At 49.3% G+C, this 9,456-nt stretch carries 11 protein-coding genes and 3 tRNA genes; 12 read left to right on the forward strand and 2 right to left on the reverse strand.

All coding sequences use genetic code 11. From position 1 onward, the window contains the following. The first annotated feature begins 75 nt into the window (after positions 1-75). The 6 genes from BUB94_RS13120 to BUB94_RS13145 all read left to right on the forward strand — a co-directional run bounded on the left by BUB94_RS13120 (position 76) and on the right by BUB94_RS13145 (position 4,332). On the forward strand, positions 76-786 hold the full coding sequence (locus BUB94_RS13120) for a fibrobacter succinogenes major paralogous domain-containing protein (RefSeq protein WP_254793740.1): 711 nt from the start codon (positions 76-78) through the stop codon (positions 784-786). 116 nt (positions 787-902) lie between these two features. Beyond that, positions 903-1,706, forward strand: coding sequence for a YggS family pyridoxal phosphate-dependent enzyme (locus tag BUB94_RS13125; RefSeq protein ID WP_073237782.1), 804 nt, complete (start codon positions 903-905; stop codon positions 1,704-1,706). Positions 1,707-1,721: 15 nt separating this feature from the next. Beyond that, on the forward strand, positions 1,722-2,126 hold the full coding sequence (locus BUB94_RS13130; RefSeq protein ID WP_139259245.1) for a hypothetical protein: 405 nt from the start codon (positions 1,722-1,724) through the stop codon (positions 2,124-2,126). Next, entirely contained in the window at positions 2,060-2,524 is a 465-nt protein-coding gene (locus BUB94_RS13135) for a nuclease-related domain-containing protein (RefSeq protein ID WP_254793741.1), read from the forward strand. The genes BUB94_RS13130 and BUB94_RS13135 overlap by 67 nt, the downstream gene beginning before the upstream one ends. A gap of 94 nt (positions 2,525-2,618) precedes the next feature. After that, the gene (locus tag BUB94_RS13140) at positions 2,619-3,179 is read left to right on the forward strand and encodes a LemA family protein (protein ID WP_073237788.1); all 561 of its coding nucleotides are present in this window, start codon (positions 2,619-2,621) and stop codon (positions 3,177-3,179) included. Between the two features lie 79 nt (positions 3,180-3,258). Next, the gene (locus tag BUB94_RS13145; protein WP_073237791.1) at positions 3,259-4,332 is read left to right on the forward strand and encodes a M48 family metallopeptidase; all 1,074 of its coding nucleotides are present in this window, start codon (positions 3,259-3,261) and stop codon (positions 4,330-4,332) included. A gap of 83 nt (positions 4,333-4,415) precedes the next feature. Here the strand turns inward: BUB94_RS13145 and BUB94_RS13150 are convergent, their stop codons facing one another. Both BUB94_RS13150 and BUB94_RS13155 read right to left on the reverse strand, forming a co-directional pair. After that, entirely contained in the window at positions 4,416-5,750 is a 1,335-nt protein-coding gene (locus BUB94_RS13150; protein ID WP_073161208.1) for a replication-associated recombination protein A, read from the reverse strand. Positions 5,751-5,783: 33 nt separating this feature from the next. Then, positions 5,784-6,179: an acyl-CoA thioesterase gene (locus BUB94_RS13155; protein WP_073161207.1), complete on the reverse strand. Its 396-nt coding sequence runs from the start codon at positions 6,177-6,179 to the stop codon at positions 5,784-5,786. A 1,042-nt stretch (positions 6,180-7,221) separates the two neighbouring features. Between BUB94_RS13155 and BUB94_RS13160 the strand changes: the two genes are divergently transcribed. The 6 genes from BUB94_RS13160 to BUB94_RS13185 all read left to right on the forward strand — a co-directional run. Then, positions 7,222-8,070, forward strand: a complete 849-nt coding sequence (locus BUB94_RS13160) for a TIGR02147 family protein (protein ID WP_073237794.1) — start codon at positions 7,222-7,224, stop codon at positions 8,068-8,070. A gap of 9 nt (positions 8,071-8,079) precedes the next feature. Next, positions 8,080-8,754, forward strand: coding sequence for a hypothetical protein (locus BUB94_RS13165; protein WP_073237797.1), 675 nt, complete (start codon positions 8,080-8,082; stop codon positions 8,752-8,754). 298 nt (positions 8,755-9,052) lie between these two features. Next, a tRNA-Thr gene (locus tag BUB94_RS13170) sits at positions 9,053-9,125 on the forward strand. Positions 9,126-9,133: 8 nt separating this feature from the next. Next, positions 9,134-9,216, forward strand: a tRNA-Tyr gene (locus tag BUB94_RS13175). Positions 9,217-9,267: 51 nt separating this feature from the next. Further along, positions 9,268-9,339 (forward strand) — tRNA-Thr (locus tag BUB94_RS13180). A 22-nt stretch (positions 9,340-9,361) separates the two neighbouring features. Continuing rightward, the coding region (locus tag BUB94_RS13185; RefSeq protein WP_139258098.1) for a GTP-binding protein at positions 9,362-9,456 on the forward strand (95 nt) is incomplete at its 3' end.

Raw genomic sequence — 9,456 nt, forward strand, 5'->3', positions numbered from 1 at the left:
ACCCGCAGGGTTGGCGGGTTTTTCTATTTATTTGGTTGTCAGATTTATTAACGCAAACTGGAAAAAATGAAACGGATGAAATTTCTTGGGGCCCTTGTGGCGTGCTGTTTTTACGGAATGCTTTTTTGCGCCATTACTTCTTGCGGCCAGTCCATTACCGATGATCGTGACGGGCAGAGCTACGGCGTGGTGCAAATCGGTTCTCAACTCTGGATGGCTGAGAACTTGAACTTCGCTGGCGACGCGGCTGGCGATGCCTTCGACAAAACTATTGCAGCAGAAAGTTTCTGCCCCGAGGGCGACAATCGCAACTGCAAAAAGTACGGTCGCCTCTACACATGGAATGCGGCGCAGAACGCATGCCCCGCAGGTTGGCGCCTGCCCACCGCCGATGAATTTAACGCCATGTTCCTGGCTGTTGCCGCAACGGATACTCGTGGCGCCGCCATGGCTCAGGCAACCAACATTACAACTGTCGGTAAACTGCTGAAATCCACCAGCGGCTGGTTCAAGAATGGCAATGGTATAGACGCTGTAGGTTTCGCCGCTCTTCCCGCAGGCTACATGGCAGCGGCAGAATCCTCCGATAATCAATCCGATAGCAATCAACCCGCAGTGGGCAAGTTTGACGGCATCGGTGGCTACGCCTATTTCTGGAGCTCCACCCTGGATGCGGTTGAACCCGCCTTCGCCCATTATCTCTTTTTGGATTTCAGCAGCCCTGCCGCCGAAATGAAATCCTTCGACAAGAATTCGGCCCGCTCCGTCCGCTGCGTCAAAAACTGATTCTCCTGGCGGATTATTTCGGTGGGCACGTCATTTCGTTGTCGTTTTTTTATTTTTGATAAAAAGGGGCTTGATGTCATAAAGGTCCCGCAAACTGTTTAACAGGAATTTGGAAAATGGAATTCACTCTTGAAGAAATGCGTGGCCAGCTGGCCAAACTAGAAACGAGAATTTCTGCCGCTTGCGAAAAGGCTGGACGTTCCCGTGAATCCGTGCTTCTGGTTTGGGTGAGCAAGTTCCATCCGGCCGAAGCTGTAGAAAACGCAATTGCCCTGGGCGCAAAGGTCTTTGGCGAAAACCGCGTGCAGGAAGCGGAATCCAAGTTCAGCGAACGCCGCATCGCTCTGGACGGCTCGACCGTGCAGTGCCATGTGATTGGACCTGTGCAGAGCAACAAACTGAAGAAGGCCGCCATCGTTGCCGACTGCATTCACTCCATCGCAAACATGGAAGCCGTTGAAAAGTTGGAGAAGGTTTGTGCTGGTCTCGCCGATGCCGCCCACCCCGAAGGCAAAACTCTGGAAATTCTCTTCCAGGTGAACGCCGGCGAAGAAGAAACAAAGAGTGGTCTGGACGTTGCCAATGCCGACGCCTTCCTTGCCGAACTTGAAAAAGTCGCGGGCGCCTGTGGCCCTGACGGCAAGAGCGAAAAATTCCCTCACCTTAAATTCCGTGGCCTCATGACCATCGGCAAGAACACCGGCGTGGCCGAAGATTCCCGCGAATGTTTCGCCTTCCTCCGCAATCTCCAGCAGAAGTACCTGGCTCGCGGCGGCGTATTCGCTGCATTCGATCAGCTGTCTATGGGCATGACCGGCGACCTGGAAGTCGCCATTGAAGAAGGCTCCACCATGATCCGCGTAGGCACAGCCCTCTTCGGCGAACGCGACTACAGCAAGCCCGTTAACGATCCTGTGTAATTAGAAATGTATTTTGTGTTAATTGCGATAGTTGTTTTTGGCGTCCTGTTGTTGCTTGTCTCTCCAAAACAAGAAAAACGAGAGCGGGTTAAACGACGTGATTTCGTTCAACGACAAAAATTCCAAAAAACGAAAATACGATACAATCCACCACATAAAGATTTTTCGCAGACAAAACCTTTTGATGAGAAGGCGTTTTGGAAATCCCAAAATGTCAAATATCGAAATGAGAAAGAGGCTTTTATCGATCCAAAGAATGCCGAAAAAATTGATGCCAGTCTTGCAGATGACAAACATGGAAAAATGTTTATGTTTCGACTCATTCGGGATTCACTGAAATTGATACTGTTCTTCTGCATGAGACTGGAATCTATGTTTTTGAAACGAAAAATATTTCTGGAGCCATTTCTGGTAGCATAGAACAGAAGCAGTGGAGTCAGATTGTCAATAGTCGTGCTTCCCATTCCTTCTATAATCCTGTGTTGCAGAATATGGGACATATGCGAGCTCTTTTGCATAAATTGCATGTAAGGCTTGAGAAAACACCGATTTATTCTTTTATTGTCTTTAGTGATCGCTGTACATTACGTCTTGCCCCTGTAAGTGGAACTTTTGGACGGGGTGATGATTGCTGGCGTTTGCTGCATTTGAGTGAGTTGAAAGGTGTTCTTAAGGAGTCTATGATGAAACGGCCTTCTATTTATCATTCAAAGCAACTTGAAACTTGGTGGAAAGAACTGCAATCTTGTGTAAATGTTGATGAATCTGTAAAAAAATCGCATGCAGAGTCTATTCAAAGGCTGCATCATCACAATTAATGAACTATAAAAAGTTAGCGGATTTTATTCCCGCTTTTTTTCATATTCAAACTTTTTTATATACATTTGTAAAAAAGCTATCAAGGAGAATTTTATGGCAATCGCACTCGCCGCCGTTGGCGTTATCGTTGTTCTGGTCATCATCGTGGCTGGCATTTACAACGGCCTGGTCAAACTTCGCAACAACCGCGAAAACGCATTTGCAAATATCGACGTCCAGCTGAAGCAGCGCTACGATCTGGTGCCCCAGCTGGTATCTTCCGTCAAGGGTTATGCCTCCCACGAAAAGGAAACTCTGGAAAAGGTCATCGCCGCCCGTAATTCCGCCATGAGCGCCTCCACCGTCGACGAAAAGGTTGCCGCCGACAAGGCCATGTCCGGTGCCCTCGCCGGCCTCAAGGTCACATTGGAAGCTTACCCGGAACTGAAGGCCAACACTAACTTCCTGCAGCTCCAGAACGAACTTTCCGACATCGAGAACAAGCTGGCCGCAGCCCGTCGCTTCTTCAATTCCGCCACCAAGGAATTCAACAACGCCTGCGAAGTTTTCCCCAACAATATTTTCGCTGGCATGTTCGGCTTCCGCCGCGCCGCCATGTACGAAGCTACCGAAAGTCGCGATACCCTGAACAAGGCTCCCGAAGTCAAATTCTAGCGACACGCTTTGAGTTTTGAGCTACGAGAAAATTTTACTACTCATTGCTCACAGCTCGCTACGCACGGCTCATGGCTCTATGAAATACGTTGGAATGCAAACCCAGATCTGGCGGAACAACAGGAACACCGTCATCCTGTTGTTTATGTACCCTATTATCATTTTTGCCATGTTCTGGGCCTTTGTCTTTGTGATGGACTATTTCGGGGTGTTCTGCAGTTTTACGCCTGACGCCCTCATCAGCGGATCGCCCATAACCACCATTGGCGATGTCTGCCGCGAAAATCCCATGACCTATGGCACCCGCTGGCCTGTGGTGTGGTTCTGCTTCTTAAAGGCTCTGCCTGCGGTGGCGATCGTTGTCACCACCTGGTTTGCCCTGGCCTACAGCAGTAACGTTTCCATCATCCGCCGCATTACCCGCGCCCGCCCCCTGGAACGCAAGGAAAACGTCCGCGTCTACAACATTGTCGAAAACCTCTGCATTGCGGGCGGTATCGAAATGCCGCAAATCAACATTGTGGAAGAACCCGGCCTGAACGCGTTCGCCAGCGGCATCGACGTAAAGACATTCACCATCACCCTGACCACCGGCATCGTTGAAAAGCTGAACGACGAGGAACTATCCGCCGTAGTGGCCCACGAACTGACCCACATCAAAAACCGTGACACCCGACTGATGGTGGTGTGCATTGTCTTTGTGGGCATGGTTTCGCTGATGCAGACCGTCTTTATCGAAATCCTCAAGGGCATGGTCCGCGGCTCCAGGCGTTCCCGTGGCCGAAGGAAGGGCGATGGCGGAGCCATAATCATCATCTTCTTTGCGCTGGTAGGCGTGGTCATTACCTCGATCGCCTATTTCTTCAGCTTCATCAACCGCCTGGCCATTTCCCGCAAGCGCGAATACGTGGCCGACGCCGGTGCGGCGGAACTCTGCGGCGACCCACTGGCCTTGGCAAGCGCCCTCCGCAAAATCTCCGAGACCCCGGGCCTTGTGAACGTCCAGCGAAACGACGTGGCCCAGCTCTACATCATCCATCCCGAAGAAGAGGAAGACAACGGCGTTTTCCGAAGCATCGCCAAGAAGGTGGATTCCATTTTCTGGACCCATCCCGACACCCCCGAACGAATCCAGATCCTGGAACAGTTCTGATTATGGGTGGACATAGGGCAGGTCCCGCTAACTATAAAAAATGCCACGGTTAAAACCGCGGCATTTTGAATATAAAGGGTTCGTTATTTTTCGCCGGCAGGAACGTCTTTTTCGCCGCTGGCAGGTTCGTCGGGCTTGCCGTTCTTCTGCTTCTTGATGGCTTTCAGCTGTTCCAGGCGTTCCGCAAAAAGTTTTTCCTTTCCGATCTGCTTGGGCTTGTAAAGTTCCAGACCTTCCAGCTGCTTTGGCAGATGTTCCTGGGCCGAGTAGCCGCCGGGGGAGTCGTGGTCGTATTCATAACCGTTGCCATATCCCAGCTGTTTTCCCACGCGGGTCACGGAGTTTCGGAATGCCCGCGGAACAGGTAACGTTCCCGTCTGGCGAATTACGTCATCCGCCGCAAAGCCCGCCACTTCGAGACTGTTGCTCTTGGGTGCCAGCGCCAGGTAGACTGCCAGTTCGTCCAATGCGATAAGGCCTTCGGGATTTCCCAGAAAGTCAAACGCTTCCCGCGCACTGGTTGCCAACAGCAAGGCGTTAGGATCTGCAAGGCCCACGTCTTCCATGCTCATGCGGATCATTCTGCGCAACAGGTACCGCGGATCCTCGCCACCCTGCAGCATTCGGTGCAGCCAGTAGATGGCCGCATCCGGGTCGCTTCCGCGAATGGACTTGTGCAGTGCAGAAATCAGGTTGTAATGTTCCTCGCCGCTCTTGTCGTAACGCAAGGGCTTCTTGTACTGGAATTCCTCCAGCAACTTTTCGTCGATCACCTTGCGGTCGCCCAGGTTTCCGCCAATCCATTCCAGCTGATTCAGCAGGAATCGGGCGTCCCCTTCGGACTGGGCGATCAACTTGTCGACCACAGCCTCGTCCACTTCCACATTTTTCAGCTGGAGTCCTCGAGGATGGTCGCGAAGGGCGCTAAAAATCAGGGTGCGCAAGTCTTCCTTGCTCAGGGGCGCAAAAAGAATCAGCTGGCAGCGGCTAAGCAAGGCGCCGTTCACTTCAAATCCCGGATTTTCCGTGGTGGCGCCTATGAGCGTCACGGTGCCGTCTTCCACGGCGCCCAGCAATGCGTCCTGCTGGCCCTTGTTAAAGCGGTGAATTTCGTCGATGAACAGGATCGTGTCGCTGAACATGGCCTTCAACTTCTTGGCTTCTGTCAGCACATCCTTTACTTCCTTCACGCCGCTAGAAACTGCGGAAAGGGCGATAAAGCGCTTGCGGGTCTGTTGCTGGATCACGTGGGCGAGGCTAGTCTTGCCGCAACCCGGCGGCCCCCAGAAAATCATGCTGGGAACCTTGTCATTTTCGAGACTCTTGCGCAGCAAACTCTGCTCGCCAAGAATCTTGTTCTGGCCCAGGAATTCATCCAGGTTCTGCGGGCGTAAACGTTCGGCTAAGGGCTGGTCCATCTAAAATGTTTCCTGCGGAATAATCCAGGATGTTTATTCAAAAAGTTTGACGAAGGATTCCGGCATATCCCTAGTAGGGCGCCCGTCTTTCAGAAGGCAGTGGACCGTGAAGCCGGTGGTACACAGCTTATTGTTCACGAACAGCTTGTAGTCCAGTCTAAAACGCAGCTTGTCCACCTGGACCGCAGAGGTCTCGATCTCTACGAATTCACCGTAGTGGGTGGCACTCTTGTACTGCACGCCCAGTTCCAGCACGGGGCAGGCGAAACCCTGCTTTTCCATTTCGGCATAGTCGGCGCCGCGGTCCCTAAAGAACTGGGTGCGGGCCTGCTCGAACCATACCGCATAAACGGAATGGTGTACGATACCCATCTGGTCGGTTTCGGCGTAACGGACTTCGATCCGTGTGCGTTCCTGGCTGCTTTCCATAAAAACCTCTAATTTACTGCACAAAATGTAACTACATTGCCGGGCTCTGTCAAGCCGGAACACACGGCCAGGCCAAAATTGCGTAGTCGCTGTTTAAAGTCGCTATTTCCGCTGCGATTTTTGACCGAGCGAAGTCAAGCCAGGTTGTATTTCTGAATGTTGACTGTTTAGCTGCAACTAGAAGGCTGCGGTGCTAAAGCCGAATACAGACTAAAAATGACGATTGCATAGTAAGTATGTTCGCTAAAATTGTTTTTGACCATCTAGCATGATTCTAAAAGGTCATTTTGAGACTCCTTAAACAGGCGCATTTGAGCCTTGCATTCGGTCTTTAAATGTTTTGCCGCTTTCCTAAAAGACAAAAAGGTAAAACCGCCGCTGATGGGAATTCCTAAAAAGGGAATCGCATGGCACGCAATAGATGCAAGTTTACCCTTAGCCAAAGCCTGTAAGGTAACTCGAATTTTCTGATTCGTCCATCAAGTCAGGGAAACCGTAAATGTAGGCGATCTTTTGTGAAAGCATCAAAACTTGTGCAAAATACTGACTCATATCTGTCGCAGCCAAGCCCAATGCTAAATAAGGATTTGACGGTGCTCCAGACGCGGCGGACAATGCAGTCACTGCGAGAGTATGATTTTTTATGGCCGCATCAGCAATTGTATCCAGAATTTTTTCATTAACCAGATCATACGGTTTCAGTTCACGAATGGGCCAGGAATTTTTAGTGCTAATTCAAATGACTTTTCAAATAAAGTTAGTCCCATGGAGGTTGATTTTTTTCTTCTACAGATTCTAATTCTGATGAATTGGATGCTTCATTCAAATCTTCATTGTCTTGGTCTTTCATTTCACAAACTCGTATTTACAGTTTAGCTCGCCTTATCTATTAATTTGACAATTTTAATATACTGAACGTTAATGTATGCAAAATCACCTTTTTTTGGTTCATTTGAGCCAATAAAAGTCCTGGTAGACGAAAAAAAATTTTTTGTATTCTGACATATTGACTTTTGGAATACAAGATGTTATATTGTATTCCATGAATTCAATTATAGAATACAAAAACTATCGCGTATATATCCAGGCGTATTATGAAGAACGTAAGGCGCTGGGTTTTACTTGGCGTGATTTCGCAGCCCAGTCGGGGTTCAGTTCGCCTGTTTTTTTAAAGTATGTGAGCGAAGGGAAAAAGAACTTAAGCCCCGTTGCGGTGGAACGCGTGGCTAACGCCATGTCGTTGACTGGGTTTGAACTGGTTTACTTCAGGGCCATGGTCCGCTATGATCAGGCTAAGAATGATTCTGAAAAACAGTCCGCCTTTGCTGACATGGAGGCCGTGGCTGATGCGAACAAGACGCGAATCATGGGCATTGATGAATTCACGTATTTCAATTCCTGGAAATACCCCGTCATTCGTGAATTGGCTGTCGCTATGCCTGGCGCCAGTTTGCAGGATATTGCGGATGCCTGCTGCAGGCCGATTTCTTTGACGGAAGTATCGGACGCGTTGGAATTTTTGACGAATGCTAGACTTTTGAAAAAAGACAAAAATGGAAGATACAGGCTTGCTGAAAAGATCCTTTCTTCGGGTTCTGCCGACTTTGTTCCTCTGGCCGTTCGGAACATGCACAAACAGATGGGCACCTTTGCCTTGGAATCCATTGAGAATGTCCCTCAGGACGAACGCAAGTTTACGGGACTTACCATGGGAGTTTCGGAAGAAGATTACGGGCGAATTGTTGCTGAACTTGCGGAATGCAGGCGTCGCATCATGTCTATCGTTTCTTCAGGTAAGAACGTGGATCGGGTTTACCGCTTGAATATGCAGCTGTTTCCCATGTCGCAAAAGTTGAAAAAGAATAATGAAGATTTCACTGAAAAAGGTTAGGAGGATCCTATGAAAAAAATAACCAAGTTGTCGTTGGTCGCTTTTGCTGCCATGAACGTGTTTACCGCATGCTCTTCTGATAAATCCGCTGGTGTAACGGAGGAAGCTGATGGTAGATTTGATTCCTTGAATGCGAACACTCTTTTGGCGTGGAGCGCTTCTGCAAAACAATACCGAGTGGCGGTTTCTGGCGCGGAGCAGTCGGGTTCCGCGGGGGTCTGGCGTTATTTTGAAGAAGCTGGCGAGGGCGGTATCGCTGAAATTTCGTGGCCCGTATCTCTTGGTTCCACGGAAGAAACGCTGCTAAATCCGGTTATCGATCATTGCCAGGGAATCTGTGGCAAATTCCGCTTGAAAACGGACTCCTCAGGGGAAAAACCGCGCGTTGGGATTGGGTTTAGTATAGAAGGCCTGAATTTTTCTTCGCAAGATGAAGTGCAAACGAAGCTCTGTGTAGAGTATTCATCCTCGGCGGCGTTGAAGATTGTTACTGATTTCGGTGATGACGTTGGGTTCGCTCTCAAGCTTCGCGCGTCTGAAGAAATGCGGGAAAGGTGCTCTGTTTATAGCCGTATGAATGGTAGCGTGGCAGAGTCGATCTACTTTGTGTTTGAAAGCGATAAGGATTTGGAGGGCTCCTTCAACATTAGCAAGATTAATTGGGTGAAGGAGGTCCTTCAGTAAAGATCGATTTCGCTTTTGCGGTGGTACTCAATTAAAATCGAAATGGTTAGGAGGGGGTGGTCCTATTGAAAAATAGGGCCACTTCTTTTTTTTATGCCGGAGTGAAGGTGTCGTCTAACTCCTTTATTGACAGGGAAATAGCGTATTCACAGTTTATTAACAATCTTTTCGCTACTTTTTTTGAAATTTTCATGAAAAAATTAATTTTTTTTAGAAAAATGCGCGTTTTTCGTTGACAAGTGTCAATATTCTTGTTAAATTTGGCTCACTCTAACATCCCTAGTACGGATGAAAGAATGCCAAAGTAGCTCAGCTGGTAGAGCAGCTGATTTGTAATCAGCCGGTCGTAGGTTCGATTCCTATCTTTGGCTCGACATATGGGTCGTTGCCCGAGTGGTTAAAGGGGACGGACTGTAAATCCGTTGGCTTACGCCTACCGTGGTTCGAAACCACGACGGCCCACTATGAAAAAGATAGCCGCATGGAGCATGGATTGTTCCATGCGGCTTGTATGCCCAGGTAGCTCAGTGGTAGAGCACTTCCTTGGTAAGGAAGAGGTCTCGGGTCCGACTCCCGATCTGGGCTCTCACTAAATGGAGATAGAATCATGGCAAAAGAACATTTTGACAGAAGTAAGCCGCACTGCAACATCGGCACCATCGGCCACGTTGACCACGGTAAGACCACTCTGACCGCTGCTAT

This window comes from Fibrobacter sp. UWH9 (assembly GCF_900129715.1).
In the GTDB taxonomy this organism is placed as follows: domain Bacteria; phylum Fibrobacterota; class Fibrobacteria; order Fibrobacterales; family Fibrobacteraceae; genus Fibrobacter.